This window comes from Polynucleobacter sp. 31A-FELB, from assembly GCF_018882405.1.
Classification (GTDB): domain Bacteria; phylum Pseudomonadota; class Gammaproteobacteria; order Burkholderiales; family Burkholderiaceae; genus Polynucleobacter.
In genome coordinates, this window is the sequence record NZ_JACVOO010000004.1 from 1 (window position 1) to 23,268 (window position 23,268).

General features: G+C 47.1%; 20 protein-coding genes, 1 other RNA gene and 2 pseudogenes. 18 read left to right on the plus strand and 5 right to left on the minus strand.

What is annotated here, in order from left to right:
• From ICN30_RS03590 to ICN30_RS03600, 3 genes and pseudogenes are all read left to right on the plus strand, one after another.
• A pseudogene (locus ICN30_RS03590) lies at positions 1 to 120 on the plus strand (IS30 family transposase); the annotation flags it as partial.
• 202 nt (positions 121 to 322) lie between these two features.
• Entirely contained in the window at positions 323 to 1,246 is a 924-nt protein-coding gene (locus tag ICN30_RS03595) for a DUF6268 family outer membrane beta-barrel protein (protein ID WP_215347901.1), read from the plus strand.
• A gap of 464 nt (positions 1,247 to 1,710) precedes the next feature.
• A complete protein-coding gene (locus ICN30_RS03600; protein ID WP_216273260.1) occupies positions 1,711 to 1,980 on the plus strand; it encodes a hypothetical protein in 270 nt (89 codons plus the stop codon).
• A 68-nt stretch (positions 1,981 to 2,048) separates the two neighbouring features.
• Here ICN30_RS03600 and ssrA read toward each other — a convergent pair.
• From ssrA to ompA, 4 genes are all read right to left on the minus strand, one after another.
• Positions 2,049 to 2,407: a transfer-messenger RNA gene (gene ssrA / locus ICN30_RS03605) on the minus strand.
• Positions 2,408 to 2,486: 79 nt separating this feature from the next.
• Complete coding sequence (locus tag ICN30_RS03610) at positions 2,487 to 3,164, minus strand: HAD family hydrolase (protein ID WP_216273262.1); 678 nt, start codon at positions 3,162 to 3,164, stop codon at positions 2,487 to 2,489.
• A complete protein-coding gene (gene ubiG / locus ICN30_RS03615; protein ID WP_216273263.1) occupies positions 3,161 to 3,850 on the minus strand; it encodes a bifunctional 2-polyprenyl-6-hydroxyphenol methylase/3-demethylubiquinol 3-O-methyltransferase UbiG in 690 nt (229 codons plus the stop codon). Before ubiG ends, ICN30_RS03610 begins: the two co-directional genes overlap by 4 nt.
• A gap of 100 nt (positions 3,851 to 3,950) precedes the next feature.
• Positions 3,951 to 4,520, minus strand: a complete 570-nt coding sequence (gene ompA, locus ICN30_RS03620; protein ID WP_216273265.1) for an outer membrane protein OmpA — start codon at positions 4,518 to 4,520, stop codon at positions 3,951 to 3,953.
• Between the two features lie 160 nt (positions 4,521 to 4,680).
• Between ompA and gyrA the strand changes: the two genes are divergently transcribed.
• The 15 genes and pseudogenes from gyrA (at position 4,681) to cysM (ending at position 21,967) form a co-directional block, all read left to right on the plus strand.
• Positions 4,681 to 7,404, plus strand: coding sequence for a DNA gyrase subunit A (gene gyrA / locus ICN30_RS03625; RefSeq protein ID WP_216273267.1), 2,724 nt, complete (start codon positions 4,681 to 4,683; stop codon positions 7,402 to 7,404).
• 31 nt (positions 7,405 to 7,435) lie between these two features.
• Complete coding sequence (gene serC, locus ICN30_RS03630) at positions 7,436 to 8,533, plus strand: 3-phosphoserine/phosphohydroxythreonine transaminase (RefSeq protein WP_216273269.1); 1,098 nt, start codon at positions 7,436 to 7,438, stop codon at positions 8,531 to 8,533.
• Entirely contained in the window at positions 8,533 to 9,627 is a 1,095-nt protein-coding gene (gene pheA / locus ICN30_RS03635) for a prephenate dehydratase (RefSeq protein WP_216273271.1), read from the plus strand. The genes serC and pheA overlap by 1 nt, the downstream gene beginning before the upstream one ends.
• Complete coding sequence (gene hisC / locus ICN30_RS03640) at positions 9,624 to 10,754, plus strand: histidinol-phosphate transaminase (RefSeq protein WP_216273273.1); 1,131 nt, start codon at positions 9,624 to 9,626, stop codon at positions 10,752 to 10,754. Before pheA ends, hisC begins: the two co-directional genes overlap by 4 nt.
• Positions 10,755 to 10,786: 32 nt before the next feature.
• A complete protein-coding gene (locus ICN30_RS03645; protein ID WP_216273275.1) occupies positions 10,787 to 11,668 on the plus strand; it encodes a prephenate dehydrogenase/arogenate dehydrogenase family protein in 882 nt (293 codons plus the stop codon).
• A complete protein-coding gene (aroA, locus tag ICN30_RS03650) occupies positions 11,668 to 12,996 on the plus strand; it encodes a 3-phosphoshikimate 1-carboxyvinyltransferase (RefSeq protein WP_370626585.1) in 1,329 nt (442 codons plus the stop codon). The genes ICN30_RS03645 and aroA overlap by 1 nt, the downstream gene beginning before the upstream one ends.
• A gap of 12 nt (positions 12,997 to 13,008) precedes the next feature.
• Entirely contained in the window at positions 13,009 to 13,671 is a 663-nt protein-coding gene (cmk, locus tag ICN30_RS03655; RefSeq protein WP_216273277.1) for a (d)CMP kinase, read from the plus strand.
• A gap of 134 nt (positions 13,672 to 13,805) precedes the next feature.
• Positions 13,806 to 15,479 carry a 30S ribosomal protein S1 gene (gene rpsA / locus ICN30_RS03660; protein WP_015421646.1) on the plus strand — a complete coding sequence of 558 codons (1,674 nt, stop codon included), beginning with the start codon at positions 13,806 to 13,808 and terminating at the stop codon, positions 15,477 to 15,479.
• A 52-nt stretch (positions 15,480 to 15,531) separates the two neighbouring features.
• Positions 15,532 to 15,828, plus strand: a pseudogene (locus ICN30_RS03665) (integration host factor subunit beta); the annotation flags it as partial.
• A gap of 108 nt (positions 15,829 to 15,936) precedes the next feature.
• A complete protein-coding gene (gene lapB, locus ICN30_RS03670) occupies positions 15,937 to 17,148 on the plus strand; it encodes a lipopolysaccharide assembly protein LapB (protein ID WP_216273278.1) in 1,212 nt (403 codons plus the stop codon).
• 21 nt (positions 17,149 to 17,169) lie between these two features.
• Positions 17,170 to 18,534, plus strand: a complete 1,365-nt coding sequence (locus ICN30_RS03675; protein WP_216273279.1) for a UDP-glucose/GDP-mannose dehydrogenase family protein — start codon at positions 17,170 to 17,172, stop codon at positions 18,532 to 18,534.
• A 41-nt stretch (positions 18,535 to 18,575) separates the two neighbouring features.
• Positions 18,576 to 19,505, plus strand: a complete 930-nt coding sequence (rfaE1, locus tag ICN30_RS03680) for a D-glycero-beta-D-manno-heptose-7-phosphate kinase (protein WP_216273280.1) — start codon at positions 18,576 to 18,578, stop codon at positions 19,503 to 19,505.
• Positions 19,502 to 20,521: an ADP-glyceromanno-heptose 6-epimerase gene (gene rfaD, locus ICN30_RS03685; RefSeq protein ID WP_216273281.1), complete on the plus strand. Its 1,020-nt coding sequence runs from the start codon at positions 19,502 to 19,504 to the stop codon at positions 20,519 to 20,521. Before rfaE1 ends, rfaD begins: the two co-directional genes overlap by 4 nt.
• A gap of 97 nt (positions 20,522 to 20,618) precedes the next feature.
• A complete protein-coding gene (locus tag ICN30_RS03690; RefSeq protein WP_216273282.1) occupies positions 20,619 to 21,014 on the plus strand; it encodes a helix-hairpin-helix domain-containing protein in 396 nt (131 codons plus the stop codon).
• A 41-nt stretch (positions 21,015 to 21,055) separates the two neighbouring features.
• Positions 21,056 to 21,967 carry a cysteine synthase CysM gene (gene cysM, locus ICN30_RS03695; RefSeq protein ID WP_215333666.1) on the plus strand — a complete coding sequence of 304 codons (912 nt, stop codon included), beginning with the start codon at positions 21,056 to 21,058 and terminating at the stop codon, positions 21,965 to 21,967.
• A 20-nt stretch (positions 21,968 to 21,987) separates the two neighbouring features.
• Here the strand turns inward: cysM and mltB are convergent, their stop codons facing one another.
• Complete coding sequence (gene mltB / locus ICN30_RS03700; protein ID WP_216273284.1) at positions 21,988 to 23,256, minus strand: lytic murein transglycosylase B; 1,269 nt, start codon at positions 23,254 to 23,256, stop codon at positions 21,988 to 21,990.
• Positions 23,257 to 23,268: the final 12 nt, after the last annotated feature.

The following is a 23,268-nucleotide window of genomic DNA, read 5'->3' on the forward strand; positions in this document are numbered from 1 at the left end:
AACTACTCCCAAGCCAAGCTCAATGCAGTGGCAAGGAAACTAAATGAACGCCCTAGAAAAACACTAAACTATCAAACACCGGCAGAACGTTTTGCTCAATCTGTTGCGTTGACCGGTTGAATCCAAGACCCAAAGCAGACATCCAAATAAAAAACCACCCGAAGGTGGTTTTAGTGTTTCTTGGTGGCCCGGGGCGGAATCGAACCAGGGCAGAGGATATCTAGACATAATAACTGTCGTTTAAATAGATATTTTTAATATTAGAGGCTTATTATTGCTTTTTATACAGCCTTGGATTCTAGAAAACGATTATCCTAAGACCATGAAAAAATATTTGTCCACCTTAAGCATATCCCTGATCTGGTTTGGAATTCCTATGGTAGGCCATGCCCAACCTGATGGAGTCGCACAAAATGATGCTATTAAGGCTACGGTTAGTGTTACGGGAATAAACCAATTTAATACCAGCCTAAATACGGGTGGGAATTTTGGGTGGTCTAGTGCTGGCGCCACGCTCAATTTGCTGAAACCCATTTCAGCGGCAACTTCAATTGGCGTCTCTGTTCGCTATGGCAGCCAGTTTTGGAACTGGAGCAATATGAATAGCTACGGCTATGGTGGGAAGAGTCCATGGACGACGATTAGCACTCCGGCACTGGGCCTCAGCTATTCTCACAAACTCGACTCTGATTGGAGGCTCAACTTTATTCCCACAATAGAGTCTTCTGCAGAGACTGGCGCCAATCTAAATAACTCCCTTACTTATGGCGCTATTTTTAATGGCTCAAAACAACTCTCGCCCACCTTAAATCTAGGCCTGGGTACTGGCGTCTTTCGCCAGATTGATACGAACCGAGTATTTCCATTTATTGTGATTGATTGGAAGATCTCTGATCGCTGGAATCTAAATAATCCATTCCCAGGTGGTCCAGCGGGTGGCGCAGGTCTGGAGCTAACCTATAAGGTTACTAGTGACTTTAAAGTGTCGGGCGGTGCAGCCTATAATAGCTATCGCTTTCGCCTAAATGATTCAGGCCCTTACGCTGGTGGCGTTGGTCAAAACAAGTTCATTCCCGTATTTGCCAAGTTTTCCTATGCGATTGATAGAACCACAGCCCTAGATCTTTACGCCCTTGCCAATATGGGAGGAAGTGTGACTGCCATTAACACCAACGGCAATACTGCCCTTAGCACCAATTACAGAACTGCTCCCGCAGTCGCTCTAAACCTCGTTAAGCGTTTTTGATTTCAGCGTCTAATTTGTCGTTTAAAACGACATCGACTGACGCAGGGATGTCTAACTGATTTGTCCTTTTAAAGGACGCTTCTTAATCAGGGTATCCGAAAGTAATGGTGGCTAACCATGCCAAGCCTTAAAAGAAAATAGCCCAACAAGTAGGCTATTGAGATTCTTGGTGGCCCGGGGCGGAATCGAACCACCGACACAAGGATTTTCAATCCTCTGCTCTAGCGGCTGCTATTGGCCGAACTGAGACTGTCATACTCCTTAAAAATACCTGTTGTTGAATGACTGGAATATATCTATAAATGGACATTAGTTGAAAAAATGACTAATCGTTTGAGCAGATTAATGTGCAAGGGTTATCTGTATGGGACCCTTTTCAAAAATGGGGGGTGCCGGGTGGGTGGGGGTCAGTTTTCAAGAAATTCGTATGGGGTACCCCTTAGAAAATTTGATAGAGTAATCTCATGGACTTTGATAGCTCAGACAATAGCGGCACCCACTATTCTAGTAAGGTAAAAATCAAAACCTTCGAGGAGTTCCAGTTGGAACGATTAATAAAGGAAGGGAAGGTTATGCCAGCGTCGAAGCTGGCCGAAGTCAAGGCTAACGAGCTGCAACGCATTAAGGAATTTGAAGAGGCAGCTCAAGAGGAGCGGCGGCAACGCAGAGCCATTTCTCGTGTAGCCCCTCAAAATTTAGATCCCCCATTAACCAGAGAGCGTTTTGAGGAGTAGTGCTTGTGGGGAAACTTGTGGGGAAAAAGTAGAAAAGGGCCCGAAGGCCCTTAATCTACTTGACAAAATGGTGGAGTCGGCGGGAATCGAACCCGCGTCCGCAAATCCTCTACAACAAGTTCTACATACTTAGTCATATCATTTAATTTAGCTAGCTAGTCACAGACTGACATGTTCCACGCTGGCGATTCACTAAGTTTTCGAACCATTCCCCGTGACATGAAATGATCTTATCTCTTGTAAATGACCCTGATCTAGCTTGCGCTAGCTGACCCAAGAGAGAATCAGTTCAGGGGCAACCGCAATTAAGCGGCTAGTGCGAAACGTTCGTCGTTTGCAGTTATTACATTCCCATTGATTTACGAGATAACGGGTCCTCGGTATGCCCTTGATGCTTTGTAATCCACGTCGAAACCATGTCGACCCCGGAGTTCATGCATTGGAAGCTCTATTTTAAGGCTCTTAGCCTTAAATTGTTGGATATCTTGCAGATTCCTAATTAAGCCCTACTGCGGGAAGATGATTTGGAGTAATTCTTTTGGGTGGCGCACTAGATAGTCAGCGCCCCAGGCTTCTGGCGGCTCTTCACAGCCGCAATAGCCGTAGGCAGCTGCAATCGTCTTCATGCCTGCCGCTTTGCCCGCCACGATGTCTCTAATGTCATCACCAACGTATACCGAGTTACTTGGGTCAATATTGGCGATTCTGGCGGCATGCAGTATGGGCTCAGGATGTGGTTTTGAATAAGGGGTGGTATCACCAGAGACTGTCGATGCTGCTCTTTGGCGCAGACCCATTAAGTCAGTAAGGGGGTTGGTAAAGCGCTCGCTCTTATTGGTCACAATGCCCCAAGGAAGCTTAGCGCCATCCAGTTGATCCAGTAAGTGATCTACGCCCTCAAAAAGAACACTGTTGACTAGTAAAGCCTTCTCATAGTTCGCAAAAAACTCATCCCGCAAGGGAATGAAGTCGGGGTGGTCGGGGTCAATTCCAAAAGCACCGCCGATTAGTCCGCGAGCCCCAGCAGATGCGCAGGGGCGCAAGACCTCATATTGTTTAGGGGCGAGATTTCTGGCAATGAGGAGCTGATTTGCAGCTGCCACAAGGTCTGGGGCAGTATCGGCAAGGGTGCCATCTAGGTCAAAAAAGACTCCCTTGAACGGACTTGCAAAGGCGCCGCTCATTTGCATACAGCAATCATGTAGTTCACATCGACATCATCACCGAGGCTGTAGACCTGGGTAATGGGGTTGTAGCTCATTCCCTTCATGCCAATCATTTCCAAGCCTGCTTGGCGAGTAAATGCGACCAGCTCTGAAGGTTTGATGAATTTGGCGTATTCGTGAGTACCTTTAGGGAGTAGGCGCAGGATGTATTCCGCGCCAATAATGGCAAATAAGTAGGACTTAGGACTGCGATTGAGGGTGCTAAAAAAGAGGGTGCCTCCCGGTTTGCAGAGCTTTGCGCAAGCCCGAACTACTGAGGCGGGGTCTGGAACATGCTCTAGCATCTCCATGCAAGTAACTACGTCATACTGCTCTGGCTCTTCTTCAGCTAGCGCCTCCGCTGATATTGAGCGGTATTTGAGGGTAGCGCCTACTTCAAGGGCGTGTAATTCAGCAACCTTGAGGGCCTTTTCAGATAAATCAATGCCGCAGGTATCAGCTCCAGATTGCGCAATAGATTCCGCTAGAATTCCGCCGCCACAACCGACATCCAGCACTTTCCTGCCTTCTAGATCAACAAAGGATTTAATCCAATTAAGGCGCAACGGGTTGATTGCATGCAAAGGCTTGAATTCGCTATGGGGATCCCACCAGCGATGGGCTAGGGCACTAAATTTAGCAATTTCGGATTGATCGACGTTCATAAGGATAAAGGCGCGAGAGGCCTACTGGGATAAATGAATTACGAATATAGCGGAAATAAAAAAGCCCGGCAGAACCGGGCTTTTTTACAAGTAAAAAGAATTACTTAACTGCAGCTGTACCAACAACTTCGATGTCGGTGCGGCGGTTCTTAGCGCGGCCTTCAGCAGTTGCATTTGATGCAACTGGATTGCTCTTGCCTTTTGATTCTGTGTAAATACGGCTACCGTCAACACCTTTGCTTACCAAGTAAGCTTTAACGGACTGAGCACGACGTTGGCCGAGAGCCATGTTGTAAGCATCAGTACCAACGCTATCAGTGTTACCAACAGCAATAATTACTTCTAATTTGATCTTGTTCAAGTCAGCAGCGATCTTGTCCAATGTAGCTTTACCTTCTGGCTTCAATGTAGCTTTGTCGAAGTCATAGAGTGTGTCAGCTTGCAAAGTGATCTTGCTTTGGCTAATGCCAGGAGCAGCTTTAGGAGCTAACCAGCCATCACAACCCTTAGCAGCAGTTGCAGGTGTCCAGTTGTTATCACGCCAGCACAATGTGCCGTCGCCGTTTTTCCAATTCAAGCCAGAGCTGTTTTCCCAGTTATCAGAAGCCATCGCTGCAGAAGCAGAAACAGTGATAACAGAAGCTAGCAACACTTTTAGGGTTTTGTTCATTTTTAGTCCTCAAAAATCTCTTTTTTAATTAAAGTCAAACTTAAATGTAATTCGCCCTACTTTGAAGCAAAAAACCGCAAAGCGACACATCTCAATTTCGTACAAACTGACAGAATATTAGCATAGGGGCTATCAGTCATCAAAATGATATTATTTCTAAATGGAACAAGCCGCTAAAGAAACACTACCAATATCCCTAGAAGACGAAATGCGGCGGTCCTATTTGGACTACGCAATGAGCGTCATTGTCGGCAGAGCCCTGCCAGACGTACGTGACGGCCTCAAACCGGTTCATCGCCGGGTCTTATTCGCGATGTATGAATTAAACAACGATTGGAACCGTGCTTACAAAAAATCTGCCCGTATAGTTGGCGATGTGATCGGTAAATACCATCCACATGGCGATTCTGCGGTGTATGACACCATTGTTCGCATGGCCCAGGACTTCTCCCTGCGCTATATGCTGGTTGACGGACAGGGTAACTTTGGCTCCGTAGACGGTGATAACGCTGCTGCAATGCGGTATACCGAGATCCGCCTTCGTAAGATCGCCCATGAGTTATTGGCCGATTTGGACAAAGAAACCGTGGATTTTGGGCCAAATTACGACGGTAGTGAGAAAGAACCCCTGATTCTTCCTGCAAAAGTGCCTAATTTGCTGATTAACGGCAGCTCAGGCATTGCTGTGGGTATGGCGACCAATATCCCCCCACACAACCTGGATGAGGTGGTTACAGCCTGTTTACACGTCCTTCACAACCCAGATTGCACTATTGATGAGCTGATTGAGATCATTCCAGCCCCAGATTTCCCGACCGCCGGCATCATTTATGGGGTTCAAGGGGTTCGCGAAGGCTATCGCACTGGCCGTGGCCGTGTTGTGATGCGCGCTAAGACGCACTTTGAAGACCTTGATAAGGGTGCTCGTCAAGCGATCATCGTTGACGAGTTGCCATACCAGGTAAATAAAAAGAACTTGCTCGAGCGTATTGCTGAGTTGGTGAATGAGAAAAAAGTAGAAGGCATTTCTGATCTGCGCGATGAATCTGATAAGTCAGGTATGCGCGTAGTGATTGAACTCAAGCGTGGTGAAGTGCCTGAAGTCGTTCTTAATAATTTGTACAAGAGCACTCAGCTACAAGATAACTTCGGTATGAATATGGTGGCATTGGTTGATAACCAACCGCGCCTATTGAACTTGAAGCAAATGCTTGAGTACTTCTTGCAGCATCGTCGTGAAGTAGTTACACGTCGTACGATTTTTGAATTACGCAAAGCGCGTGAACGTGGTCATGTCTTGGAAGGCTTAGCTGTTGCATTAGCAAACATTGATGAATTTATTGCCATCATTAAAGCTGCTGCAAACCCAGTGATTGCTAAATCAGAATTGATGAGCAAGGCATGGGATTCTTCCATGGTGCGCGAGATGTTGGCGCGTGCTGAGGCGGATACTCCGGGCGGTCGCAATGCCTATCGTCCTGAAGGTTTATTGCCTGAGTACGGCATGCAATCTACTGGTCTCTATCGTTTGTCTGATAGCCAAGCGCAAGAAATTTTGCAGATGCGTTTGCAACGTTTGACTGGCCTTGAGCAAGACAAGATCGTTAATGAGTATAAAGATGTGATGGCAGAGATTTCTGACTTGCTCGACTTACTTGCTAAGCCAGAGCGCGTCACTCAAGTCATTGAGTCTGAATTGAAAGAAGTGCAAGCTGAGTTTGGTATTGCAGGTGGTGACTCCGGTCGTCGTTCATTCATTGAGATGAATGCAACTGAGTTGTTCACAGAAGATTTGATCACTCCACAAGATATGGTGGTCACACTTTCTAATACTGGTTACATGAAGAGTCAGCCTCTGAGTGAATACCGTGCGCAAAAACGTGGTGGTCGTGGCAAGCAAGCTGCCGCTACGAAGAATGAAGATTGGATTGAAACACTCTTCGTTGCGAATACGCATGACATCATTTTGTGCTTCTCAGATCGTGGACGCATGTATTGGCTCAAAGTGTGGGAGGTTCCACAAGGTAGCCGCAATTCACGTGGTAAGCCGATCGTCAACATGTTCCCATTGATTGAAGGCGAAAAGATTACTGTGATTCTCCCAATCAAGGGGTATCAAGATGATCATTACGTCTTTATGGCAACGAGCCTGGGTACAGTGAAGAAGACACGTTTGTCCGACTTCTCTAATCCACGTAAGGCCGGAATTATTGCTGTTGATTTAAATGAAAACGACTTCTTGGTTGGTGCAGCCATTACTGATGGTCAGCATGATGTGATGTTGTTCTCAGACGCAGGTAAAGCGGTTCGCTTTGATGAGAATGATGTTCGTCCAATGGGCCGTACAGCACGCGGTGTGCGCGGTATGAACTTGGGTGAAGGTCATCAAGTGATTGCCATGTTAGTTGCCCCGGCTGAAGCTGCTGAAGGTGCCGAAGCAGTTGTCGTTGATGCGAATGGTCTTGCTATTCCAAGCAGCGTATTGACTGCAACAGAAAATGGTTTTGGTAAACGCACTCCGATTGGTGAATACACCCGTCATGGTCGCGGCACCAAAGGCATGATTGCAATTCAGACAACTGAGCGTAACGGTAAAGTGGTAGCCGCTGCTTTGGTATCTCCTGAGGATCAAATTATGTTGATCACTACGGGCGGTATCTTGGTTCGCACACGTGTTTCAGAGATTCGTGAAATGGGTCGCGCTACTCAGGGCGTCACATTGATCAACGTCGATGAAGGCACACGTTTGTCTGGCTTGCAGCGTATTGCTGAAAGTGATTCTGATGATGAGAATGATTTGGATGATGGTGAAGACGGAGAAGGTGGAGATGTTTCCGCTGATCCAGCAGTTGACTCCAATTCTGATGAAGCTGGTGATGCCTAATTGGCATTCATACAAGGTTAATTAATTCATCATGACGTTTGACCGCCGCATTTTCAATTTCGCTGCGGGGCCTGCTACCGTACCTGAAGAGGTATTAAAGCAGGCTGCTGCAGAGATGTTGAATTGGCAGGGGCTTGGCACTAGTGTGATGGAAATTAGTCACCGCAGTAAAGAGTTCATGGCAGTTTACGAAGAGGTGTTGCACGATTTGCGCACCTTAATGAATATTCCCGACACTTACGAAATCTTGTTGCTACAAGGCGGTGGCCTTGGTCAAAATGCGGCGATCCCAATGAATCTCATGGGTCTAGCTAAGAATGGCCCTGAAGCTGACTTCTTAGTAACTGGTATTTGGTCAGAAAAGTCTTTTAAAGAAGCTGATAAATATGGTGTTGCGAATTTAGTAGCATCTTCTGCTGCAGAAAAATTCAATACGATCCCGGCACGTTCTACTTGGCAGCTCTCAGATGATGCTGCCTATGTTCATTACTGTGCCAATGAAACCATTGGCGGTGTAGAGTTTCCAGATGTGCCTGATGTGAATGGCAAAACTTTAGTTGCGGATATCTCTAGCAATATTCTTTCTAAAGAGATGGATGTCAGCAAGTGCGGCGTCTGGTTTGGTGGAGCTCAGAAAAATATTGGCCCGTCTGGCGTAACAATTGTGATTGTTCGTAAAGATCTGATGGGCCACAGTATGAAGATCACCCCATCGATTTGGGATTGGTCAAAGCAGGCTGCTAATCAATCCATGCTCAACACACCCCCGACCTTTGCAATCTATATGGCTGGTCTAGGCTTCAAATGGCTGTTAAAGCAGGGTGGCGTTAAAGCAATCGAAAAGCGTAATCAAGAAAAAGCGGACTTGCTCTACAACTTCTTGGATCAAAGTAGCTTGTATGAAAATCGCGTTGCAAAAGAATATCGCTCCCGCATGAATGTCACCTTCTTCCTGAAGGATGAGAATTTGAATGCTCAGTTTTTAGAGCAATCTAATGCAGCAGGCTTGGTTGCCTTGCGTGGGCATAAGGCGGCTGGTGGTATGCGCGCCAGTATTTATAACGCAATGCCGATTGAAGGCGTTAAGGCCTTAGTGGAATTTATGCGTGACTTTGAAAGGCGTGCCTAATGAGCTCTAAAGATCAGAGTACCGAAGAACAGCGCCTTGCGCCAATCCGCGACAAGATCGATGCGCTCGATGCGCAGATTTTGGATTTGTTATCCCAGCGTGCAAAAGCCGCTCAAGAGGTTGGTCATATCAAGGGTGGTTTTTCATCGCCGGTATTTAGGCCAGAGCGTGAGCGTCAAGTTGTCGCGCGCTTGCAAGAACTCAGCAAGGGCCCGCTACTAGCAGATGGCATCGCAGCAATCTGGCGTGAAGTCATGTCTGCCTGTCGCGCCTTAGAGGCTCGTCAGACAATTGCCTATCTTGGGCCGGTAGGAACATTTTCTGAGCAAGCGGCGCAAACCTATTTTGGTCACTCGATTGCTGGTTTGCCTTGCAATAGTCTCGATGAAGTATTCAAAGCGGTAGAGAAGGGCGCAGCTCAATTCGGAGTAGTGCCGGTTGAGAACTCTAGCGAGGGTGCTATCTCCCGAACTTTAGATTTACTTCTAGATTCTCCAATGCGTATTAGTGGCGAAGTGGTGCTGCCTATTCGTCATCACCTCTTAACTAAGAGTGGAAATTTGGATGGAGTTACAACCGTTTGTGCGCATGCCCAGGCTTTAGCGCAATGTCAACAATGGTTGAGTTTGCATGCCCCTCAATTAAAGCGTCAGGCTGTCAGTAGCAATGCTGAGGCAGCGCGCATGGCCTCGATCGATCCAACGCTTGCAGCAATTGCTGGTGATCCTGCGCAAGAGGCCTATGGATTACAGGCAGTAGCCGCACAGATTCAGGATGATCCGCATAATCGCACTCGTTTTGTCGTGGTTGGCACCTATGAATGTCAGCCAACCGGCAAAGATCAAACTTCTTTGGTGTTGTCGGTAGATAACCAGCCGGGTGCAGTACACCGCTTGTTAGAGCCCTTGGCTAAGCATGGTGTTTCCATGAATCGTTTTGAGTCTCGTCCAGCTCGCAAGGGAACTTGGGAGTATCACTTCTATATCGATGTTGCTGGTCACGCTGAAGATGCAAAAGTAGCCAAAGCATTAGATGAATTAAAAACAACAGCCGCTTTTTATAAAAACCTCGGCTCTTATCCCCACTCAGCATGAGCTCTAAGTCCAATATTGGTTTAAAGCATATTCATGCGATAGCACCCTATATCGGCGGGCGACCTATTAGTGAGGTTGCGCGCGAATACGGCCTTGATGAAAACAAGATTGTGAAGTTGGCCTCCAATGAGAATCCATTGGGTATGCCAAAGTCAGCGCAAGACGCCATGCTTAAGGCGGCGGCAGACTTGGGTCGTTACCCAGACTCCAATGGCTTTGAATTAAAGAATGTATTGTCAGCGCGCTTAGGTGTTCCAACTGATTGGATTACCTTGGGCAATGGTAGCAACGATATCTTAGAGTTGGCTGCACGCGCAGTTGCTCAAGCTGGTGATGAGGTGATTTTTTCTAAACATGCATTTGCTGTTTATCCACTAGCCACTCAAGCTGTTGGCGCTAAAGCGGTTGAAGTAGCTGCAACTGAAATGTATGGCCATGACCTGCCTGCGATGCTTCAGGCGGTAAAAGCTGCTGGTGATAAAGCCAAGTTGGTATTTGTGGCTAACCCAAATAATCCTACTGGTAGCTACTTAACTGCAAAAGAGATCGAAGATTTTCTTATTGCGGTTCCAGCTCATGTGGTGGTGGTCTTAGATGAAGCTTATAACGAATATCTCGCTGCTGATCAACGCTATGATGCGATTGCTTGGGTGAGGCGTTTCCCAAATATGATTTTGTCGCGCAGCTTTTCTAAGGCATATGGTTTAGCGGGCTTACGTATTGGCTACGGAGTGGCGCAACCTGCTTTGACCGATTTGCTGAATCGCATCCGTCAGCCATTTAATGTGAATAGCCTTGCACAAGCTGCGGCGATTGCAGCATTTCAGGATTCTGCATTCTTGCAACAAGGCTTTGAACTTAATCGTGCTGGCTTTGCCCAATTAACTCAAGCCTTTGATGCACTCGGCCTGACTTATCTCCCGTCGGCTGGAAACTTTGTGCTGGTGAAGGTGGGTGAAGATGATGGCGCTGGCGCTCGCATTAATTTAGAGCTCCTCAAGCGCGGCATCATTGTTCGCCCAGTTGGAAATTACGGCCTGCCACAATGGTTGCGTATTTCAATTGGCTTGCCCGAAGAAAATGCAGCTTTTATTGCTGCGCTTAAAGATGTTTTGGCAAAGCAGTAATTCAATCGTAAATAGACAACCTTCATCAAGCAATGGCCATCATTAATCCATCTAGTAATTACGGTACCGTCACCATTGTTGGTGTTGGCTTGATCGGTGCCTCTTTGGGTTTGGCTCTTAAAAAAGTAGGTGTGGTCAATAAGGTCTTGGGCGTTGGTCGTAGCGCTGCAAATTTAGATCAAGCGCTCAAGATGGGTGCTATTGATGCAGTAGTCGATTTAGTTGAAGCAGCAAAACAATCTGATGTGATTGTGTTGTGTGTGCCAGTGGCGCAGATGCGCGCCGCTTTTGAAGTAATTGAGCCGCACTTAGAGTCTCGGACCATGCTGACAGATGCTGGCAGCACTAAGGGTGATGTGATTTTGGCTGCTAAGGAAGTCCTGGGTAAAAAAGCTTGTCAGTTTGTGCCAGCCCATCCGATTGCAGGTGGCGCGCAACATGGTGCGAGTGCTGCAAAAGCAGATCTCTTTGAGGGTAAGCAAACCATTCTTTGTCCGCTACAAGAAAACTCTCCGCAGGATACCGATTTGATCGAAGGCTTTTGGCAGTCCGTTGGATCTATCGTGAAAAAGATTTCTTGTGTGCAGCATGATGCGATCTACGCAGCTGTTTCTCATTTGCCACATATTCTGTCTTACGCTTTGATGGCGAGCGTAGTGAATTCTGAAGATGCCGATCAAAAACTGAGTCATGTTGGCGCTGGCTTTAAGGATTTCACGCGCATCGCTGCCTCGAGTCCAGAGATGTGGCGCGATATTTGTTTGGGTAATCGCACAGCAGTTCTGAAAGAGCTTGATCAATATCTACTCATCGTCAATCACATGCGTAAATTGATTGCTGATAATGATGGCGCAGGCTTAGAGAAATTATTTAATAAAGCCAGTAAAGCACGTCAAGATTTGGATGTGCTTTGATGAGTGGCTTGCCTGATATCAACATTGGACCATTCAATCGAGCACAAGGCTCGATTATTTTGCCTGGATCAAAAAGTATTTCCAATCGCGCCTTATTGTTGGCAGCTTTGTCTTCAGGCACGACAACTCTTAAAAATCTACTAGATGCTGACGATACTCAGGTGATGCGTAATGCGCTTCGTCAATTGGGTTTGTCGGTAACTGATCAAGCAGACAAAGTCTGCATAGTTGAAGGTTGTGGTGGTAAGTTCCCGATTCAGAATGTAGACCTCTTTATGGGTAATGCAGGTACAGCGATTCGTCCCTTAACGGCGGCTTTGGCGATGCAGGGTGGCAATTACCGTTTATCTGGTGTGCCCCGCATGCATGAGCGTCCTATTCGGGATCTAGTAGACGGATTACGACAAGTCGGCGCAAAGATTGATTACGAATTGCAAGAAGGCTATCCGCCTATCAAGATTCTTGCTGCTGATATTGAAATTAAAGATGTTGTGAAGGTGCGTGGAGATGTTTCTAGTCAGTTCTTAACTGCCTTATTGATGGCTTTGCCTTTGGTAGCAATAGAGCCTGTCAGGATCGAGGTGATTGGTGAATTGATTTCTCGTCCTTATATCGATATCACGCTCAAGCTCATGGCGCGCTTTGGCGTCAAAGTGGCTTGCCCTGATGCGCAGTCGTTTGTCATTCCCGCCAAGACTTCTCACTCGGTATATCAAAGCCCTGGTGTCTTATCGGTTGAGGGCGATGCATCCTCGGCTTCTTACTTCTTAGCGCTTGGTGCGATTGGTAGTGGACCGGTGCGCGTCTTGGGTGTGGGTAGCGAGAGTATTCAGGGTGACGTTGCTTTTGCTGACGCACTCGCATTAATGGGCGCAAAGATTTCTTCTGGTGAAGATTGGATTGAAGTTGCTGGCGTCAATAATGCGAATGGCAAGCTCACGGGTATCACGATTGATTGCACAGAAATTCCGGATGCCGCGATGACGCTCGCTGTTGCTGCATTGTTTGCTGAGGGTCCGACCCGCTTAAACAATATTGCCAGCTGGCGCGTAAAAGAAACTGATCGTATTGCAGCGATGGCAAAAGAATTGAAAAAAGTTGGCGCTATCGTTGAGGAGGGTGCGGATTACATCGTGGTGCAAGCCCCTCAATCACTGGCCGATTGGAGGTCTCCTGCTGAAGGTATTGATACATACGATGACCACCGTATGGCAATGTGCTTCTCATTAGCCGCTTTTGGTCCTAATGCGCTACAGATCAATGATCCCAACTGCGTTGCAAAAACCTTCCCAACTTACTTTGCAGAGTTTGCAAAGATCGTCTTCTAGAAATTTCTTTTCATGAGTTTGCCTCCAGTCATCGCCATTGATGGACCTACCGCCTCGGGCAAGGGGACGGTTGCCTCCTTGGTAGCTGAAAAGCTGGGTTTTCATTACCTGGATAGTGGAGCCTTGTATCGGTTGGTTGCCTTAGGTAGTCAAAAAGCATCCATTGACCCCCAAAATGGCCCAGAACTGGGTATTTTGGCCAAAAAACTGGTGATTTCCTTCAAAAATGGCCAAATTTTGCTCAATTCTGAAGATGTGACTGAAGCCATTCGCACTGAAAGTATCGGTTTGCGTGCTTCGGCAATCGCAGTGCATCCAGAGGTTAGACAGGCTTTAGTGGGTGTTCAGCATGGTTTTAGGGTTGTTCCAGGCTTGGTTGCTGATGGGCGCGATATGGCAAGCGTCATATTTCCCGATGCGGTATTGAAGGTTTTTCTCACTGCAACAGCTGAAGCTAGAGCCGAACGTCGGTATAAGCAATTGATAGCTAAGGGAATTTCTGCTAAACTAGACGACTTGCTGCAGGATTTACAAGAGCGCGATGCCAGAGACAGTAGTCGAGGTACCGCACCTTTGTTGGTTGCAGACGGCGCCAAAGTGCTTGAAACATCAGAATTAACGATAGATCAAGCAGTTAAGACGGTTTTAGATTGGTATCAATCAAAAATAGCTTAATTTTTTGGTGGGCAGTAGAAGTTGTTTTGGCGTCTTAAGAAACTCTACAACGCGATTTTCTAATTTAGCGTGTTTCTTGGGGCTTTTTTAACCTAACCCGTCAGGCCTTCTGGCGGCACAAAGTGAATATATAAATGTCTGAATCATTTGCAGAACTATTTGAAGAATCATTAACCCGATCGAATATGAAGACCGGCCAAGTTATTTCGGCTGAAGTACTTCGCATCGACCATAACTTCGTCGTTGTTAACGCTGGATTGAAATCCGAAGCGTTTATTCCTGTTGAAGAATTCCATAACGACGCTGGTGAGATTGAAGTAGCTCCTGGCGATTTCGTTTCTGTTGCTATTGACGCTCTTGAGAACGGCTATGGCGACACAATCCTTTCCCGTGACAAAGCTAAGCGCTTGGCATCATGGATGAACTTGGAAAAAGCTCTCGAGCAAGCTGAGATTGTTACCGGTACTGTTACTGGTAAGGTTAAAGGCGGCTTGACAGTCATGGTTAACGGTATCCGCGCATTCTTGCCTGGATCACTCGTTGATACACGCCCAATCAAAGACACCAGCCCTTACGAAGGTAAGACGATGGAGTTCAAGGTTATCAAGCTTGACCGTAAGCGTAACAACGTAGTGTTGTCACGTCGTGCAGTTGTTGAAGCTAGCCAGGGTGAAGAGCGCGCGAAGTTGATGTCTAACCTCAAAGAAGGTAGCGTTGTTCAAGGTATCGTTAAGAACATCACTGACTACGGCGCATTCGTGGACCTCGGTGGTATCGATGGCCTCTTGCACATTACCGATTTGGCATGGCGTCGTGTGCGTCACCCAAGCGAGATGTTGACTGTTGGTCAAGAAGTTACAGCTAAGATTTTGAAGTTCGATCAAGAGAAGAACCGTGTTTCACTCGGCGTGAAACAACTTGGTGATGATCCATGGGTTGGTATCGCTCGTCGTTACCCACCAAACACCCGTTTATTCGGTAAGGTTACTAACCTGACTGACTACGGCGCATTCGTAGAAATCGAATCTGGTATCGAAGGTTTGGTACACGTTTCTGAAATGGACTGGACTAACAAGAACGTTGCTCCAAGCAAAGCTACTGCATTAGGAACCGAAGTTGAAGTAATGGTTCTGGATATTGATGAAGACAAGCGTCGTATCAGCTTGGGCATCAAGCAGTGCAAAGCTAATCCATGGGAAGAGTTCTCACGTGGCCAACAAAAAGGCGACAAGCTGACTGGCGCAATCAAGTCTATTACTGACTTTGGTGTGTTCATTGGTTTGCCTGGCGGTATCGACGGTTTAGTTCACCTCTCAGACCTCTCATGGAATGAGCCAGGAGAAGAAGCTGTTAAGAAATACAAAAAAGGCGACGAAGTTGAAGCTACTGTATTGGCCATTGATGTTGAGAAAGAGCGTATCTCTCTCGGTATCAAGCAATTGTCTGGTGATCCATTCAATAACTACACATCCGTAAGCGACAAGGGTAGCCTTGTAACTGGTACTGTGAAGGCTGTTGATGCTAAGGGTGCAACTATTCACTTGGCTGATGAAGTTGAAGCTTACTTACGTGCTTCTGAGATCTCAACAGATCGCGTTGAAGATGCACGCAATGTATTGAAAGAAGGCGATAGCGTAACTGCAATGATCATCAACATTGATCGTAAGTCACGTGTAATCAATCTTTCAATCAAAGCTAAAGATAGCTCTGACCAACAAGACGCTATGAGCAAACTCCAAGGTGATGCGCAGTCCGGCACAACCAACTTGGGTGCTTTGTTAAAAGCGAAGTTGGACAATCAAGGCTAAATCAATATCGCCGCTTTCCACTAGGAGAGCGGCGGTTTTTTATTGATAGATCATGTCAGATCAAGAGCAACAAGCAATTACTCGCTCCGAACTCGTGGAGAGCTTGGCGGAACAGTTTCCCCAGCTACTACCTAGAGATGTGGAGTTGGCAGTAAAAACATTGCTAGACACCATGACTCACGCTTTAGCCGAAGGCAAGCGGATTGAGTTGCGCGGTGTTGGTAGCTTTGTTTTGCATCACCGTCCTGCGCGTACTGGCCGCAACCCAAAATCTGGTGAGAAAGTATTGATCCCAGAAAAACGGGTGCCCCATTTCAAGCCTGGAAAAGAATTACGTGAGCGCGTGGATTACAAGCCTCTGAAGCAAGTGAGCCCTAAAGAGGGTTCTGGTGCCTAGTCACATAGCGCATATCCAGTGGTCCATTCGGACCATTTTTTTATTTAAGTTCTGCACAGCATGATTCAGATCGCAACCTCCTGGCTACTGTTATTACCAGTCATATTTGGTATTGGTTGGTTGGCTTCGCGCTGGGATTTGCGTCTTGAGAATCGCATGGATGAGCGTGAGCGCATGCGTCAGCAGCGTTCAACTTTTAAAGGTTTAAGTCTCTTATTAAATGAGCAGCCAGATCAAGCGATTGAGACCTTGGTCAAGATCGCTCAGCTCGATCCTGAAACAATCGAACTTCATTTTGCTTTAGGGAGTTTATTCCGTCGCCGTGGTGAGACCGAGCGTGCAATTCGAGTTCACCAGCACCTGGCTAATCGTGATGACTTAAAGCCGCGTGATCGCGATCATGCTGCTTATGAGTTGGGCCGTGATTTTCTGCGCGCTGGCTTATTAGATCGCGCCGAAGCATCATTAAATCGTGTTGGTGAAGGTAAGTTCGCTGCTCCTGCAAAAGAGAGCTTGCTCGAGATGTATCAGATCGAGCGAGACTGGAAGAAAGCCATCATTGCTGCTAGTGAGCTTGAGGGCTTACAGGGCAAATCACATCATACCGAGATCGCCCAGTTTCATTGTGAGTTGGGTCAGGAGGCCTTGCGTCGCAAGGATTTACCAGAGGTAGAGCAATCCGTTCAATTGGCCTTACAAGCCGTGCCGCATCATGCGCGTGCGCTGATTTTGCAAGGGGATTATCTGATTGCAATGGATCGTCCAGCGCAAGCTATTGAGGTATGGGCTGTGATTGCTAAAACACATCCTGCTTATATGCACCTACTCGCAGATCGTTGGATGGCGGCGCACACCGCTCTGAATAAAGCGGATGAAGGTTTAAGTGTGCTCTGTGAACTATTAAAAACCCAGGCTTCTGGTGAGTTGCTCGATATTGTTCAAAAGCACATGACTCAAATTCGTGGTGCTCAAGCTGCTGAAGTAATGCTGGTTGAAGTGATGCAGCATTCACCAAGCTTGAGTGCACTTTCTAAGTTGGCCGAGACCCGTTTGGCTTTAGCAGAAAGCAACGGTACGCCAGAGCGAGTATCGGATTTACAGGCAACACTCAGTTTATTAAAGCAGCGCACAACCAGTTTGGCTCGGTATACCTGTGGCAATTGTGGTTTCCGTGCAAGACGTTTTTACTGGCAGTGCCCAGGTTGCAATCATTGGGAGGCGTACTCCCCAAGACGTAGTGAGGGAGCCGTTCCTAGCGGCCCTTCAATGTAATCTAAATTACTTGGAGATATCTTGAAAGTCACCATCATCGGTAGCGGTTACGTTGGTCTTGTTACCGGCGCTTGTTTAGCGGAGCAGGGTAACAACGTCTTTTGCGTTGACGTAGATCCTAAGAAGATCGAGATTCTCAATTCAGGTGGTGTACCGATTTACGAGCCGGGCCTCAAAGAGATGATTGAGCGTAATCGCGCTGCTGGACGTTTGCAGTTCTCTACTGATATTGCCGCTTCTGTTGCGCATGGCGACATTCAATTTATCGCTGTTGGCACCCCTCCTGATGAGGATGGTTCGGCCGATCTTCAGTACGTTGTCGCAGCGGCTCGCAATATTGGTCGTCATATGACCACCCCTAAGGTGATCGTAGATAAGTCGACTGTACCCGTAGGCACTGCTGATAAGGTTGGCGCTGCTATTACTGAAGAGCTCCAAAAGAGAGGCCTCTCACCAGAATTATGTTCTGTAGTCTCCAACCCTGAATTCCTTAAAGAGGGCGCGGCAGTAGAAGACTTTATGCGCCCAGACCGGATTGTGATCGGCACGCAAAATACGCCAGCAGGTCTGAGAGCTAAAGAGCAGATGCGTAAACTCTACGCACCTTTTAATCGCCATCATGAGCGTACCTATTACATGGATGTGAAGAGCGCTGAGCTCACTAAATACGCCGCTAATGCCATGTTAGCTACCCGCATTTCCTTTATGAACGAGTTAGCCAATTTGGCCGACTTGGTTGGCGCTGATATTGAAGCTGTACGCCAGGGTATTGGTTCGGATTCTCGTATTGGCTATGGCTTCTTGTACTCCGGTACTGGCTATGGCGGTTCTTGCTTTCCGAAGGATGTTTCCGCTTTATCCAAAACGGCTATTGAGCATGGCAGAGATCTGAAGATCCTCGATGCCGTAGAAGCGGTCAATGAAGCCCAGAAATACATCTTGGTAGAAAAGATTGAAAAGCGCTTTGGCGCCGACCTTAAAGGTAAGAAGTTTGCTCTCTGGGGTCTAGCCTTCAAACCCAATACCGACGACATGCGCGAAGCACCTAGCCGTGTGATTATTCAAGAGCTAGTCAAGCGCGGAGCCCAGATTGTGGCTCACGATCCAGTAGCCATGCCAGAAACCAAACACTGCCTCGAGACGGACTTTAAAGGCAATCCAGAAGGCCTTAAACAAGTGACTTTGGTAGATGATCCTATGGCAGCCACCCAAGATGCGGATGCATTAGTGATTGTTACCGAGTGGAAAGCATTCCGCAGTCCGGATTTTGACCTTCTCAAAGCCAAACTCAAGAACCCCATTATCTTCGATGGCCGCAATCTGTATGAGCCACAAGCTATGCAAGAATTAGGCATTGAGTACCAAGGTATTGGCCGTCATAATTAATTACAAGTAAAAAAGTATCCATTAGAGAGATTAGTTATATCGTGGAAAAAGCTAACCGAGAACAATTTTCTAAAGCCCGCTTATTAGTGGTGGGTGATGTCATGCTTGATCGCTATTGGTTTGGCGATACGAATCGGATCTCTCCTGAGGCGCCAGTACCCGTTGTTCAGGTGGGTAAGATTGATGAACGTTTAGGTGGCGCTGCCAACGTGGCTCGCAACGTTGCTGCCCTCGGTGCGAAGACAACGATCTTGGGTGTGATTGGTGATGATGAGCCGGGTAATCGCGTTAATGAATTGTTGAAGTCAAGTGGCGTTGACAGCCAGCTTGAAATCGATAGCAAAGTTCCGACTACAGTGAAGTTGCGTGTGATTGCAAGACAACAGCAATTGATTCGTTTGGATTTTGAAGAGGCTCCTAGTGAGGCTGCTTTGGCACATAAGCTAGAGCGCTATGAGAAGCTTGTGGGCGATGCTGATGTGGTGATTTTGTCTGATTACGGCAAAGGCGCATTAGGCCAAGTTGCCCTGATGATTGAGCAAGCACGCGCTCAAAAGAAAATGATCCTAGTCGATCCTAAGGGTGATGATTACGCTAAATATCGTGGTGCTACCGTGCTCACACCTAACCGCAGTGAATTACGTCAAGTAGTTGGTCAGTGGACTAGCGAAGAAGATCTCACAAAGAGGGTGCAGGATCTCAGAAAATCTTTAGATCTTGAGGCACTTCTGCTTACCCGCTCTGAAGAGGGTATGAGTTTATTTACCGATGCTGGAGTGAGTCACGTTAAGGCGCAGGCACGTGAAGTGTTTGATGTTTCTGGTGCGGGTGATACGGTTATTGGCACGCTCGCAGTGGCCTTAGCAGCTGGCTGGCCACTTGAAAGAGCGATGGCTTTGGCAAACCGAGCTGGTGGCATAGTGGTAGGCAAGTTAGGTACAGCCACCGTTACTTCTGAGGAATTGCAATGACAATTATCGTAACTGGCGCTGCTGGGTTTATTGGCGCCAATATTGTTCAAGCGCTCAATGTGCGTGGCGAGAAAAATATTATTGCGGTCGATGATTTACGTCCCGCTGATAAGTATCGCAATCTTGCGGACTTAGACATCATTGACTATCTTGATAAAGACGAATTTCTGGAAGCATTTAGAAGTGGTCGCTTTGGCAAGGTGAGGGCAGTGTTTCATGAAGGGGCTTGCTCCGATACGATGGAAACTGACGGCATCTTTATGATGGCGAATAATTTCCGTTACACCATGAACTTGCTCGATATCTGTACTGAACAAAAAGTGCAATTACTCTACGCCTCTTCAGCTGCTACCTATGGTGGTTCTGATGTATTTGTAGAGAGTCGCGAGCATGAGAAGCCATTAAATATTTATGGTTACTCTAAGTTCTTATTTGATCAAGTGATGCGCAAGCGCTTTGCTGAAAAATCGAATGCTGCTCAAGTAGTTGGATTTAGGTACTTCAATGTCTACGGCCCACGTGAATCCCACAAGGGTCGCATGGCCTCTGTAGCCTTTCATCAATACCACCAGTACAAGGCCAATGGCAAAGTTAAGCTCTTTGGCGAATATGGTGGTTATGGTGCTGGCGAGCAAAGTCGTGACTTTGTCTCGGTAGAGGACGTAGTAAAAGTGAATTTGTATTTCTTGGATCATCCAGAAATCAGCGGCATCTTTAATTTGGGTAGTGGCCGTGCGCAACCATTCAATGACGTTGCTCATGCAGTGGCCAATGCCATGCGCAAAATCGATAATGCCAATCCCGCTAGCTTAGAAGAGTTGGTCAAAGAAAAAGCAATTGAGTACATTCCATTTCCAGATGCACTCAAAGGCAAGTACCAGTGCTTTACACAAGCGGATTTAACCAAGCTACGCGTGGCTGGATACTCAGAACCCTTCCTGAATGTGGAGCAGGGCGTCAGTCGTTATATTGCCTGGCTATCGGCTAATGCAGATTTCTTGGCAAGCCCACTGTAGGTAGTTAAAAACAGTCAACCGACTGAATCTTCATTCGTTGTAACTGATCCACTTGCACTTCGTGTAAGTGGATTTTTTATTAACCGATGGAGATTAAATGAATCAATTATTAAAGTCTTTGGTATTTTCAGTATTGGTAGCTGTCTCAGGATTGGCTGCTGCTTCACCAGTCAATGTCAATACTGCTACTCAGTCTGAGTTAGAGAGCATTAAGGGAATCGGACCATCAAAAGCAAAAACAATTATTGCTGAACGTTTAGATGGTGGACATTTTCAGGATGCCAATGATCTACAAAAACGGGTGCGCGGCATTGGCATGAAATCTGTAGAAAAGATGGTGGATAACGGTTTAACCATTGAGGCCCCGAGTTCTTTTCGTGAGCCGCACGGCAGGACTGATAAAGAGGGCTCCAAGGCTAGCAGACGTGGCTCACGCGGTCAAAGCGGTTCGCGCCATCCTTCGGATCGTGCGGAACCAAGTCGCCGAAATTAAACCCTTTACCGTCTAGCCTGGCTTATGGCTAAAATGGTTTCATGAGCACACCTTCTTACTTAACTATTTCACAGACCGTGGGTAATACACCCTTGGTTCGTTTGCAACGCATTCCTGGCGCAGAAAATGATTCCAAAAATAATCTGATCTTAGGAAAGTTGGAGGGTAATAATCCAGCGGGGTCGGTGAAAGACCGGCCTGCGCTGTCGATGATCCTGCGCGCCCAAGAGCGTGGCGAAATTAAACCTGGTGACACTCTCATTGAAGCCACCAGCGGCAATACTGGCATTGCTTTGGCGATGACTGCTGCGATGTTGGGTTACAAGATGGTTTTGGTGATGCCTGAGAACCAGAGTATTGAGCGTCGACAAAGTATGGCTGCTTATGGTGCTGAGTTAATTTTGACGGCAGCCTCTGGTGGTATGGAATTTGCCCGTGACTATGCGCTGCAATTACAGAAAGAGGGCCGCGGTAGATTACTGGATCAATTTGCGAATCCGGATAACCCACGTGCTCATATCGAAACTACTGGTCCAGAAATCTGGCGTGATACGGATGGCCAAGTTACCCATTTCATTTCAGCGATGGGAACCACCGGAACAATCACTGGAGTTTCTACTTATCTGAAGTCCATGAATCCCAATATCCAAATTATTGGTGCTCAACCGGAGGAAGGGTCGCAAATTCCGGGTATCCGTAAATGGGCTCCAGAGTACCTGCCGAAGATTTATCAAGGTGATAAGGTTGATCGCATTGAGTATGTGAGCCAAGCAGACGCTGAAGAGATGGCTCGTCGCCTTGCTGCTGAAGAGGGTATTTTCTGTGGGATTTCAGCTGGGGGTGCTTTAGTTGTTGCTTTACGAATCGCTCGCCAGGTAGAGAATGCAACGATTGTATTTATCGTCTGCGACCGTGGTGATCGCTATCTTTCGACTGGGGTTTTTCCAGCGTAAGACATTCAGTCGAGGGTAAATTAAGTCTGCTTTGGTTTTTTCTTGCTAGCAGTCTTCTTGGGTTTGGATTTAACCGCTTCACCTGACTTTACTTCTGACTTTGCTTTGGTTGGGGCGGCTGGTACTACGCTTTTGTTCTTGTATCCCAGCGCTTCTGCAAACTCAGCAACGCTTTGGGCGTAAAAGTAACTGCGGTTGTACTGCACAATTGTTAGGAAATTATTTAAACCAACTACATAACGAACCTGATCATTGCCATCTTTATCGGGGTAGGGAAGGTCGACAATGAGCGCCTTGCTTTGTGGCTCAACTCCACCCGCTTGAAGATCGCCTTGCTCTTTAGTCAAAATGCCTTTTGCGATGAGTTCTTGAACTGAGTATTTGAGTTGAGGTTCGCCGTCAGCTAGGGCTCTTGCCTCACTAATGGCCCCCTCCTGCACAGGGAAGTAAATCGGCATTCCCGGTTGCCAGCCATGCTTTCTCATAAAGTTAGCCACGCTAGCAATCGCATCTTTGGGGCTCTGCTTCAGGTCAATATGCCCATCACCATCACCATCTACTGCAAAGCTGCGAATACTACTTGGCATGAATTGGGGCAGGCCAATGGCGCCTGCATAAGAGCTGTTCTGATTTAAGCAGGCATTAAAGCGAGTTTGGTTCAATCCTTGCTTGCTATTGTTGGCGGGCAAGCTGCCGCCACCCTCGGTCCAGCACATGAGGATGAGTTCCTTAAGCTGGTCTTTAAAGAGTTGTTCTCGGCTGGCTTTGTTGGGGGTATCTGGATAGCTGAAGGCTAATGTAGAAAGTACATCCTTTACCCGGAAATTACCAGTTTGACGGCCATAAATGGTTTCAATCCCAATAATGGATACGATGATTTCGGCTGGAACCCCTGATTCTTGTTGAACCTTGGTCAAGTAGGCCTGGTTTTGCTCCCAAAAGGCCTTGCCGGCCTTAAGGCGAACCGGCTCAATGAAACGCTTGCGATAGGCCACCCAATTCTTTTTAAAGGTGCCTGATGGGGGTAACACCAATTTGCGTATGGATGGAATCGTTTTAGCATCTGAGAAGCCTGATTCAAGGCTTGCCTGAGGGATCCCCTGGGCTTGGGCAATTTGAGTGATTAATTGATTGAGGTTTTGGCTAAAGCGGGCTTCTGTTGCTGCATCCTCAGACTGGTTTACGATAGTCTCTGTAGGGCTAACTTGCTGGGTGGGGGTGCTTGAGCAAGCGCCAAGCAGTAGCGTTATGAACAGTGTTGAAGCAAGGTAGGAGACACGAAAATTCATGGATAAGAAAAT